Annotated in this window: 17 protein-coding genes; 9 read left to right on the forward strand and 8 right to left on the reverse strand. The window is 68.2% G+C overall.

The genetic code is table 11. From position 1 onward, the window contains the following. Window positions 1-55 precede the first annotated feature (55 nt). Both dnaN and dnaA read right to left on the reverse strand, forming a co-directional pair. The gene (gene dnaN / locus ACFYTS_RS15905) at window positions 56-1,225 is read right to left on the reverse strand and encodes a DNA polymerase III subunit beta (protein ID WP_357274908.1); all 1,170 of its coding nucleotides are present in this window, start codon (window positions 1,223-1,225) and stop codon (window positions 56-58) included. A gap of 781 nt (window positions 1,226-2,006) precedes the next feature. Next, window positions 2,007-4,112, reverse strand: coding sequence for a chromosomal replication initiator protein DnaA (gene dnaA, locus ACFYTS_RS15910; RefSeq protein WP_387304787.1), 2,106 nt, complete (start codon window positions 4,110-4,112; stop codon window positions 2,007-2,009). Window positions 4,113-4,671: 559 nt separating this feature from the next. Between dnaA and rpmH the strand changes: the two genes are divergently transcribed. The 9 genes from rpmH to ACFYTS_RS15955 all read left to right on the forward strand — a co-directional run bounded on the left by rpmH (window position 4,672) and on the right by ACFYTS_RS15955 (window position 11,352). Beyond that, entirely contained in the window at window positions 4,672-4,815 is a 144-nt protein-coding gene (rpmH, locus tag ACFYTS_RS15915) for a 50S ribosomal protein L34 (protein WP_033085250.1), read from the forward strand. An 87-nt stretch (window positions 4,816-4,902) separates the two neighbouring features. Continuing rightward, window positions 4,903-5,274 (forward strand): ribonuclease P protein component, encoded by a 372-nt coding sequence (gene rnpA / locus ACFYTS_RS15920; RefSeq protein WP_387304791.1) that lies wholly within the window; start codon window positions 4,903-4,905, stop codon window positions 5,272-5,274. Beyond that, complete coding sequence (gene yidD / locus ACFYTS_RS15925; RefSeq protein ID WP_357274901.1) at window positions 5,271-5,612, forward strand: membrane protein insertion efficiency factor YidD; 342 nt, start codon at window positions 5,271-5,273, stop codon at window positions 5,610-5,612. The genes rnpA and yidD overlap by 4 nt, the downstream gene beginning before the upstream one ends. A 4-nt stretch (window positions 5,613-5,616) precedes the next feature. Next, window positions 5,617-6,699, forward strand: coding sequence for a membrane protein insertase YidC (gene yidC, locus ACFYTS_RS15930; protein WP_357275896.1), 1,083 nt, complete (start codon window positions 5,617-5,619; stop codon window positions 6,697-6,699). Between the two features lie 30 nt (window positions 6,700-6,729). Further along, the gene (locus tag ACFYTS_RS15935) at window positions 6,730-7,266 is read left to right on the forward strand and encodes a protein jag (protein ID WP_387304793.1); all 537 of its coding nucleotides are present in this window, start codon (window positions 6,730-6,732) and stop codon (window positions 7,264-7,266) included. An 83-nt stretch (window positions 7,267-7,349) separates the two neighbouring features. Further along, window positions 7,350-8,129, forward strand: a complete 780-nt coding sequence (rsmG, locus tag ACFYTS_RS15940; protein WP_357088507.1) for a 16S rRNA (guanine(527)-N(7))-methyltransferase RsmG — start codon at window positions 7,350-7,352, stop codon at window positions 8,127-8,129. 310 nt (window positions 8,130-8,439) lie between these two features. Beyond that, window positions 8,440-9,408 (forward strand): ParA family protein, encoded by a 969-nt coding sequence (locus tag ACFYTS_RS15945; protein ID WP_387304798.1) that lies wholly within the window; start codon window positions 8,440-8,442, stop codon window positions 9,406-9,408. A gap of 50 nt (window positions 9,409-9,458) precedes the next feature. Continuing rightward, the gene (locus tag ACFYTS_RS15950; RefSeq protein ID WP_387304800.1) at window positions 9,459-10,472 is read left to right on the forward strand and encodes a ParB/RepB/Spo0J family partition protein; all 1,014 of its coding nucleotides are present in this window, start codon (window positions 9,459-9,461) and stop codon (window positions 10,470-10,472) included. Between the two features lie 160 nt (window positions 10,473-10,632). Further along, window positions 10,633-11,352, forward strand: coding sequence for a GNAT family N-acetyltransferase (locus tag ACFYTS_RS15955; protein WP_357088516.1), 720 nt, complete (start codon window positions 10,633-10,635; stop codon window positions 11,350-11,352). An 81-nt stretch (window positions 11,353-11,433) separates the two neighbouring features. On the opposite strand, the gene ACFYTS_RS15960 is transcribed toward ACFYTS_RS15955, so the two are convergent. The 6 genes from ACFYTS_RS15960 to ACFYTS_RS15985 form a co-directional block, all read right to left on the reverse strand. Further along, window positions 11,434-12,630 carry an N-acetylmuramoyl-L-alanine amidase gene (locus ACFYTS_RS15960; RefSeq protein ID WP_357274892.1) on the reverse strand — a complete coding sequence of 399 codons (1,197 nt, stop codon included), beginning with the start codon at window positions 12,628-12,630 and terminating at the stop codon, window positions 11,434-11,436. A 238-nt stretch (window positions 12,631-12,868) separates the two neighbouring features. Continuing rightward, window positions 12,869-13,204: a thioredoxin gene (trxA, locus tag ACFYTS_RS15965; protein WP_357088521.1), complete on the reverse strand. Its 336-nt coding sequence runs from the start codon at window positions 13,202-13,204 to the stop codon at window positions 12,869-12,871. Between the two features lie 11 nt (window positions 13,205-13,215). Beyond that, window positions 13,216-14,199, reverse strand: coding sequence for a thioredoxin-disulfide reductase (trxB, locus tag ACFYTS_RS15970; protein WP_387304804.1), 984 nt, complete (start codon window positions 14,197-14,199; stop codon window positions 13,216-13,218). Window positions 14,200-14,430: 231 nt separating this feature from the next. Continuing rightward, window positions 14,431-15,222 carry a hypothetical protein gene (locus ACFYTS_RS15975; protein ID WP_387304806.1) on the reverse strand — a complete coding sequence of 264 codons (792 nt, stop codon included), beginning with the start codon at window positions 15,220-15,222 and terminating at the stop codon, window positions 14,431-14,433. Between the two features lie 140 nt (window positions 15,223-15,362). Further along, on the reverse strand, window positions 15,363-15,920 hold the full coding sequence (sigM, locus tag ACFYTS_RS15980) for an RNA polymerase sigma factor SigM (RefSeq protein ID WP_357274885.1): 558 nt from the start codon (window positions 15,918-15,920) through the stop codon (window positions 15,363-15,365). Between the two features lie 183 nt (window positions 15,921-16,103). Further along, the gene (locus ACFYTS_RS15985; RefSeq protein WP_387305148.1) at window positions 16,104-20,003 is read right to left on the reverse strand and encodes a murein biosynthesis integral membrane protein MurJ; all 3,900 of its coding nucleotides are present in this window, start codon (window positions 20,001-20,003) and stop codon (window positions 16,104-16,106) included. Window positions 20,004-20,438 lie beyond the last annotated feature (435 nt).

The raw sequence follows: 20,438 nt of genomic DNA on the forward strand, positions 1-20,438 counted from the left end.
CAACACTGTGCACAGGTATGTCGTTCGCTCCGAAGCGATGGGTCGCCAAACCTGCTCAGCCCGGCAACCGCACCGGCATCAACAGGTAGATGTAACTCCCGGCCAGCGCCGCGAACGCGCCCGACTCCAGCTGCGCGGGCTCCTCCTCCGGCGCGGGCAGGAACACCGCCGGACGGCTGGGCGTGGTGAAGCCGAAGGTCACCCGGTCCGAATGCGCGGCGGAGAGGCCGTCGAGCAGGTAGCCGGGGTTGAAGGCGATGGTCAGCGGCTCACCGCGGAAATCGGCGACCAGCCACTCCTCGGCGCGACCGGCGTCGTCGCCACCGGCGGAGAGCAGCAGGCCCTCCTCGGAGAACTCCAGCCGCACCTGGGCGCCGCGCTCGGCCACCAGGGCCACACGCTTGATGGCCTCGGTGAGCGCGCTGACCGCGATGGTCGCGAGCGACGTGTGCTCCTTGGGGAGCAACTGGCGGAACTTGGGGAATTCCGCGTCGAGCAGGCGGGTGGTGGTGCGGCGGCCGCCGTTCACGATGCCCAGCAGGCCGTCGGTGCCGGTGCCGAACGCCAACTGCACCGGCTGATCGGAAGCGCCGAGGGTCTTCGCGGACTCGGACAGGGTGCGAGCCGGGACCAGGACCGCGGTCTCCACATCCGCACGGCCCGGCTGCCACTCCAGTTCGCGCACAGCGAGCCGGAAACGGTCGGTGGCGGCCAGGACCACCTTCGGGCCCTCGATCTCCACACGGATGCCGGTGAGCATGGGGAGGGTGTCGTCACGGCCGGCGGCCACGGCCACCTGGGAGACAGCCTCGGAGAACAGATCCACGGCGAGCTCGCCGGTCTGCGGCGGGAGCTCGGGAAGCTGGGGATAGTCCTCGACGGGCATGGTCGGCAGCGAGAACTTGGCACTGCCACAGGCGATCAGCACGCGGGTGCCGTCCACCGACACGTCCACGGGCTTGTTGGACAGCGCCTTGGTGATATCGGCCAGCAGGCGGCCCGACACCAGCACCTGGCCCGGACCGGCGACCTCGGCCGCCACCCGCATCTGCGCGGAGACCTCGTAATCGAAACCGGACACCGTCAGGCCGTCCTCGTCAGCCACGAGGAGTACGCCACCGAGCACGGGCACCGGAGGCCGCGACGGCAGGCTGCGGGCCACCCAAGCTACGGATTCGGCGAAGTCCTCGCGGGCGACCCGAAACTTCATGCTTGCAAGCTCCATCGCCCGGTCTGTCCTCTCCACTGGGGGTCGTTCGGATCTCGAAACGGTAATCGGCAGTCTCGCACACGGGGCCGACACCAAACCGTACCTGCGCGAGACCGACCCGCCTACGCCGACCCACCGAGCCTTTGCCCCGACCCCGCCGAGCCTTCCGCTGCGGACCGGTCCCTCTCCCTTCTCCTCCCTGCCTCCCGATCGGGTGTGGAGGAGCTGCCCATCGCACCGTGTCCTCCCCACCCGAGTTTCCACACACCCTGTTTTAGAAGAACCTTCTCTAGATGAAGAACTGAAGTAGTAGTAGGTCCTGTTAGTTCTGTGGACTTCGCCTGTTTCCGCAGGTCCGACCGGGCGGCGGCGTGGGGATGTCGTTGGGGTGGCTCGAGGATGAACAGCCGGTGCTTGTGGAGTCAGCCGGGAACTCCCCAGCCATCCTCGAGTGATCCTCGAGTTGCTCCCCCGAATCGGGCCGGGATACCCACATGAGGATGGAACCGGGGACTACCCCGTGGATTCCTCGAGGACCTGACAGGGACTCCTCGAGGAATCCACAAGCCGAAAACCCCATCCGCGCAGCTCAGCCCTCGAGGATGAATTCACCTGTGGGATCTGTGGATCGACACCTGTGCACCACTGTGAGTAGCGACCTGTGCGCAACCCCGTGGACAACAGTGGGATTCCTCGAGGACTCCACATCCTTTCCTCGAGGACTCCTCGAGGAATCCACAACCCCGGAAAGCAAAGAACCCCACGTCAGACGACGTGGGGTCCTGTGGACTGTGGATCAGCGCGAACGCTGTTTAATTCGGGCTGTGAGTTCTTGAACCTGGTCGTACACACGCCGCCGCTCGGTCATCTCCTTGCGCACCTTCTTCTCCGCGTACATGACCGTGGTGTGGTCGCGTCCGAAGGCCTGGCCGATCTTGGGCAGGGAGAGGTCGGTGAGTTCACGGCACAGGTACATGGCGATCTGCCGGGCCTGCGCCAGCGGCCGCGCCTTACCCGGTCCGGTCAGTTCTTCCAGCGTGGTGTTGAAGTACTCCGCGGTCACGGCCATGATCGTGGCCGCCGTGATCTCCAGCGTCGCGGTGTCGGGCATCAGATCCCGCAGCACCACCTCGGCCAGCGACAGATCCAGCGGCTGCCCGTTCAGCGACGCGAACGCGGTGACGCGGATCAGCGCGCCCTCCAGCTCGCGGATATTGCGCTCCACCCGGCTGGCGATCAGTTCGAGCACGTCGTGCGGCACGTCCAGGCGGTCCATGCGCGCCTTCTTGCGCAGGATCGCGATGCGGGTCTCCAGCTCCGGCGGCTGCACATCGGTGATCAGACCCCACTCGAACCGCGTCCGCAGCCGCTCCTCCAGCGTCGCCAGCTGCTTCGGCGGCCGGTCGGAGGACACCACGATCTGCTTGTTCGCGTTGTGCAGGGTGTTGAAGGTGTGGAAGAACTCCTCCTGGATGCCTTCCTTGCCCTCGATGAACTGGATGTCGTCCACCAGCAGGATGTCGGTCTCCCGGTAGCGGCGCTTGAACGCCACCTTCCGGTCGTCACGCAGCGAGTTGATGAAGTCGTTGGTGAATTCCTCGGTGGACACGTACTTCACCCGCATGCCCGGGAACAGCCGCTGCGCGTAGTGGCCCGCGGCGTGCAACAGGTGCGTCTTGCCCAAACCCGAAGCGCCCCAAACGAACAGCGGGTTGTAGGCGCGCGCCGGCGCCTCCGCGATGGCCACCGCCGCGGCGTGCGCGAAGCGGTTGGACGCGCCGATGACGAAGGTGTCGAAGGTGTACTTCGCGTTCAGGCTGGCCGAGGACGGCGCGGGCGCGGGCTCCCGCTCGGGCGGCCGATTGAAGTAGGTCGGCCACGAATTGCGGACATTGACCACCGGCTCGTCGTCGTGCGGCTCGTCCACCGGACGGCGCGCGGCCGGTTCCTCGGAGTAGCGCGGCGCGGGCTCCTCGTAGCGGGCCGCCGGTTCGTCGGCGTAGCGCTGCGGCGCAGGCTCATCCGCATAGCGCTGCGGCGCGGGCTCGTCGGAATACCGTTGCTGCGCGGGTTCGTCCGCGTAGCGCTGTGGGGACGGTTCGTCGGCGTAGCGCTGGGGCGCGGGCTCGTCCGCGTAGCGCTGCGGCGCGGGCTCGTCGGCGTACCGCTGCGGGGCGGACCGGACCGGTTCGTCCTCGGGATCCGGGGAGAACAGGGACTCCTGTCCCGGCGGCATGGGCGCGCCGCGATGGTTGTCCCGCCGCCGGTCGGGCCGCTGGCCCAGGGGCGCGGCGGCCGGTTCACCACCCGGCAACGGCCGCTCGGGCGCGGTCGGACGGTCGGCGGTGACGGGCGGCAACTCCTCGGCCATCGGCGGCTGCCCGTATTCCACAGGTGGATAAGCCTCGCGCTCGTCGTACTCGCCCGGGTAGTCCTGGGGAGGTAGGTAGCGCGGCGCGTACTCCGGCTGGGACTGGTACGAGGGCTGTGGACGCTCGGTCATCGGCGGCTCGGGCGCGTACGCCGGGGGCGTCGGTTCGGGCTCGCGGGGACGCTCCGGGCGGGAGGTCATGCGGGCGTGCCGGGGTGCGTTCGCGGACCGTCCGGCGGGCGGATTCTGCTGCGCGCGGATGCGCACGCCCAGCCCCTCGACCTGGAGTCCGCGGCGGGCGAGAGACCGCAGAATAAGCTCCCGCAAGTCGCGTTCGACCGTCACCTGCGCCATCGTGCCGGGCACCGAGAGCAGGGCGAACCCCTGCGCGAAGGTGATCGGTTCGATAGTGTTGAGCCACGCCTTGTGAGCCTTGCTGACCGGCTGGATCTCCCCATCCGCGGAGCCGCTCGCCAATTCGGCGATCACCTCCGGCCAGACAGCCGTCAGCACATTCTGCTCGTCGTCCACGAACGTAGTCCTCCCCGGATGTAGGTCGATAGGAGCAGACGGTTGCGCTGCTCGGCTCCCCCAGTCACCGGGCGTCGGCGGGTACCGTCGGCCCTACGAATATGCCACTCCAGGGGTATTTCCACACAATTATCCACAGATGTGGACAACCTGGGGATACGCGCGTCCGCGTGTCTGATTCCTCGGATCCGGCGCGTACCTGCGGCTTCACAGCTACCAGCTGGCAATGCCGCTCGCGGGGCGGAGGACGAAGCCGTCCGCGGTCACCGGAAGGGACTGGGAAGGACCGTACACGACACCGGCGCTCCGACACGAACCCTCCCCGAACGCCACGCGGAACGATCGATCCAGTCTCGCGAAATCGGGCCTCGACCCCCGAGTTTGACCCTCGTCCAGGGGGTAAGTACCCTTCTACAGTCACCCTATGGTGCGGTGGCGGCTGTCTGCTGCCCGTGCCGACAAGGGTATTGCGCCGAGGGACTCCCGTCCGTCGAGAGCACCGTTTCACCGAACAGCTTCGGGCGTCACCGGACGTCCACCACCTAGAGGAGTGTTGACCGTGGCCAAGGGCAAGCGGACGTTCCAGCCGAACAACCGTCGTCGGGCGCGCGTCCACGGCTTCCGTCTCCGGATGCGGACCCGTGCGGGTCGCGCCATCGTGTCGGCTCGTCGTGGCAAGGGCCGCGCCAAGCTGACCGCCTGATTCGGTAACCCCGGATGCGGCGTCGTATGAGCGACTCGCCGTCCGGTCTCCGGTCCCCCATCCGCCCGCACTCCGCTGGACGCTCAGGTGCTGCCTGAGACCTACCGGCTGCACCGGCGCACCGATTTTTCCCGGACGGTGCGCCAGGGCCGGCGGATCGGGAGACGGGACCTCGTTGTGCACGTACTGCTACACGACGATCAAGCGAACGGATCGACCCCACCCATCCGGGTGGGCGGTCCGCGTTTCGGCTTGATCGTCAGCAAGGCGGTGGGTCCGGCGGTGGTACGCCACCGGGTGGCCCGCCGCCTGCGTCATATCTGCGCAAGCCTGACGGCCGAATTGCCCGGCGGCGCAGATGTTGTCATTCGCGCCCTCCCGGGTGCCGCCGACGCGCCCTCCGAAGAACTGCTGCGCCAGTTGCACAGCGGACTGCGCAAGCTCGGCTCCCTCGCATGAACGCGCCGCATTCTTCTGCGGGCGCGCTGCGCGCGGCTGCCGGATTACCGGCCAAAGCTCTGATATTCCTCATCGAGCTGTATCGGACCTATATCTCCCCCACCCGCATGCCGGTGTGCCGATTCACTCCCACGTGCAGTGAGTACGCGGTGACGGCGTTGCGTACCCGCGGACTGTTCGTCGGACTCGGACTGGCAGCCGTCCGTCTGGCGAAATGTGCGCCCTGGCACCCTGGTGGGTGGGACCCCGTTCCGGAGCGTAAGCACCGGCGCGCGGCATCAGCTTACGAAGGATCATCGCCCGCGGTGACCGGCGATACGAACGACGGGAGTGCATAGCGCCGTGCTCGACTTCATCTATTACCCGGTGTCGGCCATTTTGTGGTTCTGGCACCAGGCATTCGGGTATGTGCTGGGCAAGAACAGCGGATTCGCCTGGGCTCTGGCCGTGGTGTTCCTGGTGTTCACGTTGCGGCTGGTGCTCTACAAGCCGTTCGTGAAGCAGGTCCGCACCACCCGGCAGATGCAGGAGCTGCAGCCCCAGATCAAGGAGCTGCAGAAGAAGTACAAGAACGACCGTCAGCAGATGACGGTCGAGATGCAGAAGCTCCAGAAGGAACACGGCTTCAACCCGCTCATGGGCTGTCTTCCGGTGCTGCTGCAGGTTCCGGTGTTCCTGGGTCTGTTCCACGTGCTGCGGTCGTTCAACCGCACCGGCACCGGGATCGGGCAGCTGGGCATGTCGCCCTACGACAACGCCCACACCCCGAACTACATCTTCTCCGCGGCCGACGTCCAGTCCTTCCTGACCGCGCGGCTCTTCGGCGCTCCCCTGTCGGCGTACATCACCGAGCCGGCGAAGGTCCTGGAGTCCTTCGCCGATTACGGCGGCGTGCCGAGCAAGCTGGTCATCGCGCTGGTCTCGATCCCGCTCATGGTGATCGCCGGTATCGCGACCCACATGAACGCCCGCGCCTCGGTGGCCCGGCAGTCGGCGGAGGCCGCGGCCAACCCGCAGGCCGCCATGATGAACAAGCTGGCGCTCTACGTGTTCCCGCTCGGCGTGCTCGTCGGTGGTCCGTTCCTGCCCGTCGCCATCCTGATCTACTGGGTCTCCAACAACATCTGGACCTATGGTCAGCAGCACCTCGTTTTCGGCAAGATCGAAAAAGAGGAAGAGGAGAAGAAGCAGGCCGCTCTCGAGCGACGCGCCCAGAACGCCCCGAAGCCGGGCGCGAAGCCGGTCGACGTCCGCAAGAAGCCGTCCGGCACCAAGGTCGAGGATGCCGTGACCGATGCCGCCGAGGACGCGTCGCAGAATGGTGTGAGCCCCGCGCCCGCCAAACCGGCCGCCGGCGCCAAGCCCACCACCGGAAAGAAGCGGTCGGGCAACCGTGGTCGCGCCAACCAGAAGCGGCGTCGCTGAGACTTACAACTCCAGATGAAGGAAACAACCATGACTGTTGAAACCGACGGAGGGGATCCCACTGTGACGTCAGCGACGGCCGCACCGGGCGCCGCGAGCGACGCCGAGGAAGCGCTCATCGAAGAGGGCGAGATCGCCGGCGACTACCTCGAGCAGTTGCTGGATGTCCTCGACTTCGACGGCGATATCGACCTCGATGTCGAGGGCGACCGTGCCATCGTGAGCATTGACGGCGGCAAGGATCTGGCGAAGCTGGTGGGCCGCCGGGGTGAGGTGCTGGACGCGCTCCAGGAGCTGACCCGGCTGGCCGTGCAGCAGGCGACCGGCATCCGCAGCCGGCTCATGCTGGATGTGGCGGGCTGGCGGGCCGCGCGTCGTTCGGAGCTGAGCGCGCTCGGCGCCGAGGCCGGCAAGCGCGTGCTGGAAACCGGAGAGCGCGAGGCGCTCTCCCCCATGACTCCGTTCGAGCGCAAGATCGTGCACGACGCCGTGGCCGCGATCGACGGTGTCGTGAGCGAGAGTGAAGGTGTCGAGCCGAATCGTCACGTGGTGGTACTCCCCGCCTGACACGCGGATCGCAGCGGTAGGGCCCCCGGGTTTCGGAAACCCAGGGGCCCTACTCTTTTAGCTATAGTCGTCCCCCCGGAAGGATGTTTCACGTGGAACCAGACACCGAGATGACCGCTCCGGGTCCGGTCGATCCCCCGGCCGCCGCCGCGGTCGTTTTCGGCGATCGGCTCGACAAGGCCCGGCAGTACTACACCGCGCTCGCGACCGCGGGTGTGGAGCGCGGACTGATCGGCCCCCGGGAGGTTCCCCGGCTCTGGGATCGCCACATCCTCAACTGCGCGGTGATCGGTGACCTCATCGCGCCCGGCGCGCGCGTGGTCGACATCGGCAGTGGCGCGGGGCTCCCCGGCATCCCGCTCGCCATCGCCCGGCCCGATCTCCGGATCACATTGGTGGAGCCGCTGCTCCGCCGGACCGTCTTCCTCGCCGAGTTCGCGGCGGAGGCGGGGCTGGACAATATCGTCATCGTGCGCGGCCGCGCCGAGCAGGCGGGCGTGAAGAAGGAGGCGGGCGGCGCGGACATCGTCACCTCCCGTGCGGTCGCTCCCCTGGCGAAGCTCGCGGGGTGGTCCATGCCGCTGGTGCACGAGCACGGACGGATGTTGGCCCTCAAGGGAATCAGCGCCGCCGAGGAACTCGAGCGGGATCGTGACGAGCTCACCAAAGCGGGCGCGGGTCACGCCGAAGTTCTGGAATGCGGTGTGGGAGTGCTCGAGACGCCCACCTTCGTCATCAGCGCGGAGCGGCTGGCCCGTGCCGAGCGTCGTGCTGAGCGCAAGGCAGGCAGTGCGGAACGCAAAGCGGCGAGTGCTGAGCGGAAAGCCGGGGGTCGTGGGACCCCGCCTTCGAAGCGTCACTGACGAAGCGATGTTTCCCGTGAAACATGCGCCCCCTCGCGATCTTTGAGTCGCCTCGGGGTGTGTCGTGGTGCGAAGCTGTGCGTTCAACTTCCGTATTGTGTCCTCTACTGGCAAGCTAATGAACGTCGAGCAATGAACGACTTCCAGCCGATTCCAGCCAGCCCTCAGTGACAACGCAGTGACGCGGCTGCTGCTGCCAGGCGCGCGAATTTCAGCTCGGCCACGTGTCTTTGAGTTCTCGGGGTTAGGAGCCTGTATGTCCAACGGTCCGGCGAATGTTTCACGGGAAACAACGTCTCGGGTTCCCGGCATGCTCGATAGCGGTCCCTTCGATACGGACGAGTTCAGCCGCACCCCCTACGGCAACATCTCCGCCGACACCCCGATTGCCGCCGAGGCGCAGCGCGCCAGTCAGGTGCTGTCGGGGACCAACGCCCACATTCCGCGTCCCAAAGAACAGCGCGTCATCACCATCGCCAATCAGAAGGGCGGCGTGGGCAAGACCACGACGGCCGTGAATCTGGCTGCCGCGCTCGCCATCCAGGGCATGCGGGTCCTCGTCATCGACCTCGACCCGCAGGGCAACGCCAGCACCGCGCTCGGCATCCCCCACCAGTCGGGCACCCCGTCCAGCTATGAACTCCTCATCGGCGAGTGCTCGGTCGGCGACGCCATCCAGCAGAGCCCGCACAATGAACGACTGCTCTGCATCCCCGCCACCATCGACCTCGCCGGCGCCGAGATCGAACTCGTCTCCATGGTCGCCCGTGAGGGCCGCCTCAAGGCCGCCATCCAGGAAGCGAACCTCGCCGGGTACGACATCGACTACGTGATGATCGACTGCCCGCCATCGCTGGGTCTGCTCACCGTCAATGCCATGGTCGCCGCCAAGGAGGTGCTGATCCCCATCCAGTGCGAGTACTACGCACTCGAGGGCGTGGGTCAGCTGCTCCGCAATATCGGTCTGGTGCAGGCGCACCTGAATCCCGGACTGCATGTCTCCACCGTCGTGCTCACCATGTACGACGGCCGCACCAAGCTCGCCGATCAGGTGGCCGAGGAAGTCCGCTCGCACTTCGGTGACGCGGTGCTGCGTTCGGTCATCCCCCGCAGCGTGAAGGTGTCGGAGGCTCCCGGGTACGGCATGACCGTCCTCGATTACGATCCGGGCTCGCGGGGTGCGATGAGCTACCTCGACGCCGGTCGTGAGATCGCGTCGCGGAACTCGGCGCGCCAAGCCGCGCCGGTGCCCGTTTCGGACGCACAATCCGGTGTGTAGATGAATCTCGGCGGCGGTGACGGTGAACAACGGAAGGGATCGGTAGGCCGATGAGTCAGGCGAAGAAGGGCGGGCTGGGGCGTGGCCTCGCGGCATTGATTCCGACCGGACCGGCCACCACACCGGGCGGGCTGGGCAGTGCCGCGGCCAATGTCGTCATCGGCATCGATCCGGGTGGGCCGCAGCCCGCGTCGGCGTACCTGCATCGGGTCCCCGATCCGGTCGAGTCGGCCGACGGCGCGGACCCGGGCGCGGTGTACCGCGAGATCCCACCGCAGCAGATCGAGCCCAACCCGAAGCAGCCGCGCTCGGTCTTCGAAGAAGAGGCGCTGGCCGAACTGGTGCACTCCATCAAGGAATTCGGTCTGATGCAGCCCATCGTGGTGCGTCAGGTCGAGTCCGGGCCGGTCCCCCGCTATCAGCTCATCATGGGTGAGCGGCGGTGGCGGGCCAGCCAGGAGGCGGGGCTGGAAGCCATCCCCGCCATCGTGCGCGAGACTGCCGACGACTCCATGCTGCGGGATGCGTTGCTGGAGAACATCCATCGCGTGCAGCTGAACCCGCTCGAAGAGGCGGCCGCCTATCAGCAGCTGCTGGAGGAGTTCGGCGTCACCCATGAGGAACTGGCTTCGCGGATCGGCCGTTCGCGTCCGGTGGTGACGAATATGATTCGGCTGCTGAAGCTTCCGATCCCGGTGCAGCGCCGGGTGGCCGCGAACGTCTTGTCCGCCGGCCACGCGCGCGCTCTGCTGGCGCTGGAGGCGGGTGCCGATGCGCAGGAGGCGTTGGCCGCGCGGATCGTCGCCGAGGGTATGTCCGTCCGGGCCACCGAGGAAGCGGTGACGCTGGCGAACCGGAATCCGGATGCTGCCGCTCCCCCGGCGCCGAAGCGGAAGCCGATTCAGATGCCGGGTCTGCAGGATGTGGCGGAGCGGTTGTCGGAGTCGTTCGACACTCGCGTCACGGTCAGCCTCGGCAAGCGCAAGGGAAAGATCACTGTCGAATTCGGCTCCATCGACGATCTGGAGCGGATTGTCAGCATGATGGAGCAGTCCAGGCCCTAAGGAGGGCCCATCCCGGAGGTCACAGTGGAAACGTCACTGTGACGTTCGGGTTTACGGCCCTGGAGAGGCGTAAAGCGTTGATCGCTTATTCTTGCTGGCGAGAACTGTGTGATGCGGCGTGAGTGTGGATGAATCAGACAGCTGGAGGCTGAGCAGAGCAGTGTCGACCAGCGTGACCGCACTTACCCTCGGCGGACTCGACAAACTTCCGGTGCATGCGCGGCGATGCGTGTTCTGGGAGATCGATCCGGCGGTGGCGGCGGATTCCCATAGCTTCAGTGACCCGGTCTTCGAGAAGGAGGCCTGGCTCTCGACCGTCATGTTGCAGTGGGGGTTGTGTGGTCAGGTCGCCGTGGTCGAGGACAAACCGGCCGGCTGCGCCATCTACGCGCCGCCGAGCGCGGTCCCGCGCGCGGGTCTCTTCCCCACGTCCCCGGTGAGCCCGGATGCGGTGCTGCTGACCACGCTGAGCGCCGAAATCCCGTTCCAAGGGGAGCAGGTTGGTCAGCAGTTGATCCAGGCCGTGGTGGGCGATCTGGTGCGCCGCGGTGTGCGGGCCATCGAGGCGTTCGGCATTCGCAAGGATCCGCCGACCAGTTCCATGCCCGCCGTCGGTTCCATGTCGCTGCGCGAGCGGATCGGCTCGCCGCTGCGCTCCCCCGCGCCGTCGCCCTCGGGGTGCTCCCCCGAGAACTGCATGATCGAGGCCGACTTCCTGGAGGACGTCGGTTTCAAGGTGGTCGCCTCGCATCACCGGTTCCCGCGCCTGCGGCTGGAATTGGATCACGAGCACCTGTGGAAGGAAGACGTCGAGCGGGCGCTCGATCAGCTTCTCGCGGCGGCGGCGCTCACCATGCCGACCCGTATCTCCACCCGCTGACCACTCACCCGTCCGGTTCCACCGCAACGAAAAACCCCGCCTCCCGGATGTTCGGGAGGCGGGGTTGTTTCATGTGAAACATTACAGCCGGTCTGCGGCCGCCAACTCTTCGGCAAGTAACTCGGCGAATGTGTAAGTCCCGGTGGGCTGGTCGTCCTGGCCCAGCAGGTACAGCCGCTTCACCGAGATCAGGATGGCCTCGGCGATGACGTCGCGCATGCGCGGATTGGTCAGCACCGACGCGTCGTAATCACTGGTGAGATAGCCGATGTCGACCTGCACGGTCGGCATCTTGGTCAGGCGCAGCAGGTCCCAGGTGCGGGCGTGGGTCCGGCAGTCCTGCAGCGAGGTACGGGCCACGATCTCGCGCTGGATGAACCCGGCCAGCACCTGACCGATCATCGAGGTCGAGCCGTGCGAGTTGCCGAAGTGGAAGCTGGCCACGCCGCTGGCGGAATCGTTGTCGCTGCTGGCGCAGCGCAGCGAGATCATCAGGTCGGCGTCGAAGGTATTGGAGGTCTCGGCCCGCTCGGCATCGGAGGGGTTGGCCCCCCACGGCCGCGACAGGAAGGTCTCCATACCCGTTGCCGCCATGCGGCCTTCGAGCCGGCTGGCCAGATCCCAGAGGATCTCCGATTCGTAGACGTCACCGAATTCGGTCGGCACCGGCGAACCCTTGTCCGGCCCGCCCAGACCCGGATCGATGACGATGCGCTTGCCGGTGAGCTGCGGCCCGGCCCGGTGCACCACCTCTTCCTCGGCGATCCGATGCGGATTGCCGCCGGTGACGCGGGCGCCCAGCAGATCCAGCGAGCGCAGCGTGTCCGGACCGCAGATGCCGTCCGAGGAGAGCCCGATCTCGCGCTGGAACGCGGTGAGCGCGTCGTGGGTGTGCGGGCCGAAGTACCCGTCGACCCGGCCCACATAGAAGCCGAGATCCTGCAGCCGACGCTGCAGGGTGGCGACGTCGTCGCCGTAGAGTGGTGCGGAGAGCTGGTAGATGAGAGTGCGAGCGCCGAGGCGGTACGAGGCCTCCTTCAGCGCGCGGTAGGTGGCCGGGCCGACCACGCCATCGACCAGGAGACCGCGGTGCTGCTGAAAAGCGCGTACGGCGGAGTCCAGATCATGGTCGAAGGTGGCGTCGGCGTCCTTCCAGTACTCCCCGTCCAGACCCGCCGGATCGCTATGGGGATGAGTGTGCAGGAACCCGAGGCTTGCCAGGGTGCTCCGAACCTCTGCTACGGCTGGTCCTGTATCGCCGTGACGAAGTCGGTGCATGCGTGAGAGCCCTTTCCTTCCGCCAACCCGGGTACCCATTCGCGCGGTGGTCCACACCACCGCGCGACCGGAGCGTTGAACGATTGTTTCAGACCCGGACCGAATTTCGGCAACTGTCGAGTGCAGGGATACTAACCCCGGCGCCAGCGTCAGGGGCCGAAGGCGTCGCTCCGCCTCTCCGCGCTTGCCTGTGTAACCACGTAGGCCCCCGCTGGCGCCGAAATTCTATCCAGCGTCGCTAAAGAACTTCTTCTAGTTCGCGCAAGAGGGCGGCTTTGCCCTTTGCTCCGACGATCCGCTTGGTTTCCTTGCCCCCTTGGAACAGGACCATGGTAGGCAACGACAGGATCCCGTAGTGCTTCGAGGTCTCCGGGTTGTTGTCGGCGTCGAGCTTGGCGATGGTGATCTTGTCCGTGTTGGCGGCGATCTCCTCCAGCACGGGGGCGACCATCTTGCACGGGCCGCACCAGGCCGCCCAGAAATCGACGAGTACGGGCTTCTCGCTGAGCAGTACTTCGTCGGCGAAGGTCGCGTCGGTCACCGTCTTGGTGGCACCGGTCTTGGCGTCGGACATTGCCAAACTCCTTAGTTGTTCACTTCCACCGGCTGACCGGCGTGATCGAGGGTGTTGCTGGTGATGTCACCCTGGTCGGCGAGCCAGCGCTCGGCGTCGATGGCCGCGCGGCAGCCGGTGCCGGCGGCGGTGATGGCCTGCCGGTAGGTGTGGTCGACCAGGTCGCCGGCGGCGAAGACGCCCGGCACCGAGGTGTAGGTGCTCTGGCCCTGGACCAGCACGTAGCCCTCGTCGTCCAGATCGACCTGGCCGCGCACCAGTTCGCTGCGCGGATCGTGGCCGATGGCGACGAACAGGCCGGTGGCGGCCAGCTCGGAGGTCTCGCCGGTGCGGGTGTCGCGCAGGGTCAGGCTGGTGACGCTCGAATCACCGTGTACCGCAGCGACTTCCGAGTTCAGGATGAAGCGGATCTTGTCGTTGTTCTTGGCCCGCTCCAGCATGATCCGGGAGGCGCGGAACTCCTCGCGGCGGTGGATGACGGTCACCGAGCTGGCGAACTTGGTGAGGAAGGTCGCCTCCTCCATCGCCGAGTCGCCGCCGCCGACCACCACGATGTCCTGGCCCTTGAAGAAGAAGCCGTCGCAGGTGGCGCAGGCGCTGACGCCGCGGCCGAGCAGCTCCTGCTCGCCCGGGACATCGAGGTAGCGGGCCGCCGAACCCATGGCGAGGATCACGGCGTGCGCCTGGTACACCTCGCCGCCGACGGTCACCTTCTTGACCGGACCGGTCAGGTCGAGGGCGTCCACGTCCTCGGTGCGGATATCGGTGCCGAAGCGCTTGGCCTGCTCCCGCATCTCCTCCATCAGGTCGGGGCCCATGATGCCCTCGCGGAAGCCGGGGAAGTTCTCGACCTCGGTGGTGGTCATGAGCGCGCCGCCGAACTGGGTGCCCTCGAACAGCAGCGGTTCCAGTTCCGCGCGGGCGGCGTACACCGCGGCGGTGTAGCCGGCCGGGCCGGAGCCGACGATGATCAGGTCGCGAACAGGCGTGCTCAAGATGGCCCTCCGAAGCTGTAGTACAGAATCTCGATCGCTCGAGCGTGAGCGAACCGGTCAACAACAGCCTAAACGCTGTCATTCCCGGGTCTGATCGCCTCCGCTTCGCTCCGGCGGGTTCGCGGCCCCGAGGTCTCGATTCTGCCCTTCTCCGCTTCGCTCCCCCGCTCCGAGGCGGAGGTCTAACAAGCCGCAGTCCGGAATCGAGACGGCCGCGAACTGGCAGGTGGGCTACCCGATATCGGTGCGGCCGAGCACCTGGGGGTGGCCAGGCGTGCAATTCGTTCCGAGGACGGCAGCTGTGATCTGTGGCGCTTTCGGGCCTTGGAGCAGGACCAGGACACCGGGGGTGCCGGAGAAGACGACGCTGCGGCTGCCGAGGACCTGGCGGTCCAGATCGGCGGCGCGTAGGCAGTCGGTGAGGGCGGTGCCCGTGGCCAGGGGGCCGGTGATGTCGTGGCGGCCCATAGCGGTCAGGACGACGCCGGGCGAGAGGGCGGGGTCCAGTTCGTCGGTGGGCTGGGCGGCCGGGGTGGTCGGGCGGCTGCTCAGGGCGTCCACGGCGACGACGGCGCCCGCGGCCAGGGCGGCGGCGGCCGCGGCGGCGGTGAGCCAGCGCAGGCGGCGGGACGGGCGTTCGGTGTACTCGGCGGGCGCGGTCTCGTCCTCGTCCAGGTCCGCCGGGAGGAGTGGTTCCTCGAGTTCGCTTGGGTCGAGGCGGCCGGTGGTGAAGATGGAGCCGTTGAGGACCGGCATGGGCGCGGTGGCGCTGGGGGTATCCCCCGCCGCGAGGTCGTCGATCATGCGTTCCAAGCGGTCGGCCACGTCGGTGGGGATGGGGTGGGTGATGTTCTCGTCGCGTCCGAGTTCGCGCAGCCGGTCGTCGACGCCGTCGAGGGCGTTCAGGTAGCGCATGGCCTCGGGGTCGCGCCGGACCGCGGGCCAGAGCCGTGCGGACTGCTCCGGCGGCAGGCTGCCGCCGTGCAGTTCGGCCAGCAGCTCGGTGGAGAAGGTTTCCTCCATTGCCCCTCCAGGGCGTCGAGTGGGAATCACAGACCTGTCTTCGTATCGGACGTACGGGAACCGTACAAGGTTCCCCCAATAGTGCGGTGTTCGAGCGGAATTCAGGTGTTCATGCCCGGCTGTGTCGGCGCGCAAACGTCCTATTCGCGAAGTTTCATCTCGAGCCTTCGGCGGCCGCGGGCGCAGCGGCTCTTGACCGTGCCCTCCGGGATGCCCAGCAGGGCAGCGGCATCCGCGATGGAGTAGCCCTCGAGTTCCACCGTGACCAGTGCGGTGCGCTGGTCGGCGGGCAGCGTGAACAGCGCCGCGTCGACCAGCAGGCTGGCCTCCAGGGCCGCGAAATCGTCTCGCGGACAGGCGGGCTCGTCGGCGGTGTCCTCGGACAGCGGTTCGGTGCGGCGCAGTTTGTTGCGGCGGATGCGGTCCAGGCAGGCGTTGACCACGATGCGGTGCATCCAGCTGCGGACCTCGGCGTCGCCGCGGAATCCGGCCGCGCCGCGGTGCGCGGACAGCAGGGCGTCCTGGAGCGAGTCGGCGGCGTCCTCGGGACTGTAGGAGGCGCGTAGCGCGGTTTGGTAGAGGTGGTCGCCATGGCGGCGGAACAGTTCGGCGAAGGCGTGCGGTGCGCCCGCGGCGTGCGCGGCCAATAGTTCGCGATCGCTCGCGTTCGACGGTGACTCTGTCCTCGATGCTGACACTGCGTTCGGTGACGGCAATGCATCCCCTCAGAGCGGCGAACTCCCCATGCCGAGAGCGCCAAGATCATATCGAGGACAACGATTCAGCAGCGGTGAATCGCGCGAGAATGCGCAGGTAGCGGCCGTTTGGTTCGGATCACGCGGCCTGGTGGCGGTCAGCGTTCAGGACGCCGGAGGAGCCCGTCAGACACTTGCTTCGAAGCGGATTTCGGCGATGGCCGTCTGGAACTGGCCGCCGTTGTTCGCGAGCTGGGTGATCCACAGGAGCACGTACCGGGCAGGCTGGTCGGCCCGCACCGGGATCTCGGTCATGCCGTCGCCGAGCACTGCCGACCCGACCAGCTGGGTCTGGTCGAGGGTCGGCGAGGCGGTCGGCGAGGTGCGGATCTCGACCTGCGTTCCGGGCGAGGGCGATTCGATGCTCACCTTGGTCAGCTTGGACGGGCTGCCGAGGGTGGTGAGGACGCCCACGCCCTTCTTGAGGGCCGGGAACTGCTGGAAGTAGGCGTCGCTACGCCAGGTGGTGGTGGGGTTGTTGTCCAGCACGGCCCCGACGCTGCCCACATTGTCCGGGGTGCCCTCCGGGGAGAACACCGTCGCGCCGGTGACCGGCACCGGCACACCGCCGGCGGGCGGCGCGCCGACGGGGGTCTGGGTGGCCGCGCCCGGGCCGGGCGGCGGCGTCGCCGAGGTGGTGAGGCCGATATTGCGCTGTTCGTTGAGCGGCGCGTTGGAGGAGCCGGGCGCGAACACGCTCAGCAGCCACCAGATGATGACGCCGACCACGAGCGCGGCCAGCACGCCGATCCCGACCAGGATCCACATCATCCGCTGCGAGCGTTCCTTCTCGGCGGCGAGCAGTTCCGGATCGGCGAGGGTCTCGTCCGGTGCGCTGGGCGGCTTCTGCCCGAGCCGCAGCACGGGGATGAAGTCGGTCTTCTGGTCCACCACCGACGCCTGCTCCAGCACGTGCTGGACGGTGGCGGCGGTGCGGACGCCCTTGTTGGACTCCAGCGAGCGCACCGCGACCGCGGAGATCTCGAAGGGCACCTCGGGCCGGATGTTGCGGGGTTCCACCGGGGTTCCGTCGGGCCCGAAATCGGCCAGCGGCAGTCCGCCGACGGTGATCGCGCTGCCGGAGATGCCGCCGGGGCGGATGGGCCAGTGCGCGGTGATCAGCGCGTAGAGCATGGCGCCGAGGCCGCGCACGTCGGACTGCGCGTCGGAGTCGGACAGGGTGCCGGGGAAGGCCAGCACGGCGTCGCCGGAGGCGCTGATCCGCACCCGGTCGGGGTGGTCGATGGACAGTGAGCCGCCGCCGCGGTGCGCCATCTCGGCAGCGGCCGCCAGCGCCCGGATGGCGCGGGCCGCGCCGATCGGGGACGGCACGGTGTCGGCCATCTCCTTGAGCGAGCGGCCGGGCGTCCATTCGGCCACCACGATGCCGCCGGAGGAGCCGCGCACCACGTCCAGGACGCGGGCCAGGCCGGGCGAGTTGATCCGGCCCAGGCGCAGCGTGCGGGACAGGATGGCCTGCGGTCCGTCGTGCCCGGAGTTCTCGGTGGCCTCCTGGTCGGCGTCGACGAAGGTGAGGGCCACCTCGCGGTCGAGCTTCACGTCCAGGGCCTGCCAGAACCGCAGGCCGCGCGCGCCGCCGTGTCCGGCCAGCAGCCGGTAGCGGCCGCCCGCCACGGAGGCGCCGGGGGTCAGCTTGGGTCCGCGCTGGATCCGCTTGGTCGGCGATTCCACCCGCATGGGCGGCATCTGCGGTGAGATGGCCTCGTAGACACCGGTTTCGGGACCTGCGTGGTCCTGGTCCTCCGGTAGTTTCTCCGGTCCGCCGGACCCGCTCGTGCGGTCCGCGGACTCGGCTCTGACCCCGGGCTTTCCGCCGGCCTCGCCGACCGGAGGGGTGTCCGTGGAGAGCCCGCCGCCCGCGGCCTGTGCGGATTCGGCGGCCGGGACACCACCCGCCGCGTCGTCGCTCACCCTCGTTCCTCCTTCGCCCTCATATGTCGAAGACCGATGTGTCGGCGCCGGACCCGCCGCGGCGGCCTCCGGAGTAGTGCGGAAGCCGCCGTCGGGGTTCCGGGCGGCATCCGGCGTGCCGCGGGAGCTGTCCGCGGGCAGGCCGGTTTGGGCAGTTGCGTTTGCCTGCCGAACAGGGTACGGGAACTCCACCTTCTCGGTGAGTTCAACCGCGTCGGGTCGGATGACCGGAAGCACCATGGTCTGCGCGTCGAGGTACGGATCGAAGCGGTAGTAGTACGGCGCGGCGCGCAGGTCCGGTTTGGGCAGCAGGGTGGTCTCGTGGAGGTCCTCGAGCGGGGTGCCGTCGAGGTCCAGATCCGGGGCGGGCGGCGTGAAGCCGAGCCGCCGCGACACGGCGACGGTGATGGCCACGATCTCGGGGATGCCGAGCAGGCGCATCAGTCCGAAGGCCACGCCGAACATGACGATGGCGGTGATGCCGACCCGGATGAGCGAGCCGAAGCCGCCGAAGGAGTCCGAGAGCCGGTGCAGGCCCAGCACCTTGTCCACGATGAGTAGCACCGCGCCGCCGGCCAGCGAGGCGAGCACCACGCGCGTGATGGTCTTGCCGACATTGGCCATGCGCAGATCGCCGAGGCTGCGGTGCAGCAGCCAGCCGCCGATCATCGCGCCGGTCACGAAGCCGAGCCCGCGGGCCACGCCGAGCGCGATGACCACGTGTTCGGGTGAGAAGAACACCGGCGCCAGCGCCGACAGCGTGATCTGGACGCTGGTGATGCCGAGGATGATCCAGGTGGGCGTCCACGCCTGTTCACGGGCGTAGAAGACGCGCAGGTGGATCAGCACCAGCGCGTACGGGATCAGGTTGAACGCGGACCAGGACACGGCTTCGCCGAGGCGGGCCGCGTCGCCGCCGAAGCGGCCGTATCCGTAGATGGCCTCACCGATCTGGGTGCCGGCGAAGGTCAGGAAGGTGACGATCGGCACCAGCGCGATCATGGTGAGCTTGGTGGCCGCGCTCAGATCGTCGACCACGGCCGGTGTGTCGTCGGCGGCGGCGTTGCGGCTGAGCCGCGGCATGATCGCGGTCAGCAGGGTCACGCCGAGCACGCCCCACGGCAGCTGCAGCAGCAGCCACGCGTTCTGGTAGATGGTCGGGCCCGCGACGTCGGCGTGCGAGGCCACGCGCAGGGTGAAGCTGAAGCCGATCTGGCTGATCAGCACGTACAGGATGATGGCCGCGGCCATGCCGCCGAACTGCTTGAGCCGGGCGTCGAGGCCCCACAGCGGCCGCAGGTCGATGCCTTCGCGCCGGATGGCGGGCAGCAGGGTGGCGACCTGAACGGCGACGCCGACGGTGGTGCCGATGCCGAGCAGCAGCAGTTTGGGTTCGCCCATCCGGACCGGGTTGAGCGTCAGCTCGCCGGGGAGCAGGGCGTAGAGCCCGAGTACCACCAGAGCGACGCAGTTGTTGAGCACGGGCGCCCAGGCGCCGGGTTTGAACACCTGGTGGGTGTTCAGGATCGCCATGAGCAGCGCCGACATGCCGTAGAGCAGTACGGCGGGCACGAGCATGAAGGTCAGCGCGGTGGTGAGCGCGGAGTTGACCTTGCTGTCGCTGGACAGGAAGACGTGCTCGGTGAGCACCGGGGTCAGGATCAGCGCGATGACGGTTCCGGTGCCGAGCACGGTGAGCGCGGTGGTGAACAGCCGTCGGACGAAGGCCGCTCCCCCGTCGGCGTCCTCGCGTTCGGCCCGGACCAGGGTGGGCACCACGATGGCGGTGAGCACCGCGCCGAGCAGCAGCTCGGAGATCATGTTGGGGATGGAGCTGGCGATGGTGAAGGCACTGGCGATGGCCGGGCCGAGCACGGTCAGCAGCAGCGCCTGTTTCGCGAATCCGGTGATGCGGCTGATCAGCGTCGCCAGCGCGAGCGAGCCGGTGTCGCGCACGAGTTTGGCGTTGGAGTTGTCCGGCTTCTCGTCGGCGCGCGGCGCGGTGACCACTGCCTGCCGGCCCGAATCGGCTTGCCGCTGCGGCCCGGTCGGCGGTCCGGGGCGCGGTGCGGCCATCGGGCGCGGATTCGACATCGGGGGTGTCGGGTAGCGCTGGGGGCCGGGCGGCATCGAGATGGGCCCGGTTCCGGGTGCGCGGTTGCCCGCGGCGCCGGGGTGTCCCCAGTGGTAGCGCTCTTCGGGTGGGACGCGTCCGGCGGCGGGTTCGGGGCGGCCCTGCTGGGGTCGTCGCATGATGGGCCCGGATTCGCCGGGCGCGGGAACGTGTCGTTGTGGACCGGTCGGTTGACCCGGATAGGGGCGGCCGGGATTGCCCTGCGGATGACCGGGAATCGCTCGCTGTGCTCCGGAGGCGGGGCCTTGCGGTCCGCGTGGTCCGGGGCGGGGCACGCCGCGTTCCCACGGCGCGGAGGGGGCACGGCGCGCCTGCGGCGGACCGTCGGGCCCGTCCTGCCGCCCGCCCTGTCCTTCGTGATGTCCGGGGTGGCCCGCGGCCCGGCCCGATGAGTC

It is taken from the genome of Nocardia sp. NPDC004151, assembly GCF_042874235.1.
Classification (GTDB): Bacteria; Actinomycetota; Actinomycetes; order Mycobacteriales; family Mycobacteriaceae; genus Nocardia.

Excerpts from the sequence above, each read along its gene's own strand:
- dnaN (WP_357274908.1), bottom strand. The coding sequence starts at position 1,225 with ATGGAGCTTGCAAGCATGAAGTTTCGGGTCGCCCGCGAGGACTTCGCC.
- yidD (WP_357274901.1), top strand. The coding sequence starts at position 5,271 with ATGAACGCGCCGCATTCTTCTGCGGGCGCGCTGCGCGCGGCTGCCGGA.
- ACFYTS_RS15935 (WP_387304793.1), top strand. The coding sequence starts at position 6,730 with ATGACTGTTGAAACCGACGGAGGGGATCCCACTGTGACGTCAGCGACG.
- rsmG (WP_357088507.1), top strand. The coding sequence starts at position 7,350 with ATGTTTCACGTGGAACCAGACACCGAGATGACCGCTCCGGGTCCGGTC.
- ACFYTS_RS15945 (WP_387304798.1), top strand. The coding sequence starts at position 8,440 with ATGCTCGATAGCGGTCCCTTCGATACGGACGAGTTCAGCCGCACCCCC.
- ACFYTS_RS15950 (WP_387304800.1), top strand. The coding sequence starts at position 9,459 with ATGAGTCAGGCGAAGAAGGGCGGGCTGGGGCGTGGCCTCGCGGCATTG.
- ACFYTS_RS15960 (WP_357274892.1), bottom strand. The coding sequence starts at position 12,630 with ATGCACCGACTTCGTCACGGCGATACAGGACCAGCCGTAGCAGAGGTT.
- trxA (WP_357088521.1), bottom strand. The coding sequence starts at position 13,204 with ATGTCCGACGCCAAGACCGGTGCCACCAAGACGGTGACCGACGCGACC.
- ACFYTS_RS15975 (WP_387304806.1), bottom strand. The coding sequence starts at position 15,222 with ATGGAGGAAACCTTCTCCACCGAGCTGCTGGCCGAACTGCACGGCGGC.
- ACFYTS_RS15985 (WP_387305148.1), bottom strand. The coding sequence starts at position 20,003 with ATGTCGAATCCGCGCCCGATGGCCGCACCGCGCCCCGGACCGCCGACC.